This window comes from Paraburkholderia sp. SIMBA_030, assembly GCF_046535245.1.
In the GTDB taxonomy this organism is placed as follows: Bacteria; Pseudomonadota; Gammaproteobacteria; order Burkholderiales; family Burkholderiaceae; genus Paraburkholderia.
The window spans coordinates 1-250 of sequence record NZ_JAWRXB010001228.1; the positions used below are offsets into that span (position 1 = coordinate 1).

Consider the following 250-nt stretch of genomic DNA (forward strand, 5'->3'; position numbering starts at 1 on the left):
GCACGAGCCAGTCGCAATCGGTACGGCCGCCACCGACATCCGGCATGCGATCGGTGACGGCCAGATACGCAAGCCCGCGCGCGCGGGCCGCGTCCGCCATCGCACGCAGGCTGTCGCGCCCGGCCGACGCGTCGGTATGCGCGTGCAGATCGCCATGAAGATGCCTGCGCTCGACCAGCGCCGGCAGCGTGCCGGCGCGCGACGCGTCGATCTCGCCACGGCCCTCGCGCAATTCGGGCGGCACCCAGTG

General features: G+C 73.2%; 1 pseudogene. It reads right to left on the bottom strand.

Going from position 1 to position 250, the window contains the following annotated elements:
* A pseudogene (locus SB772_RS43955) lies at positions 1-250 on the bottom strand (DNA polymerase/3'-5' exonuclease PolX); the annotation flags it as partial.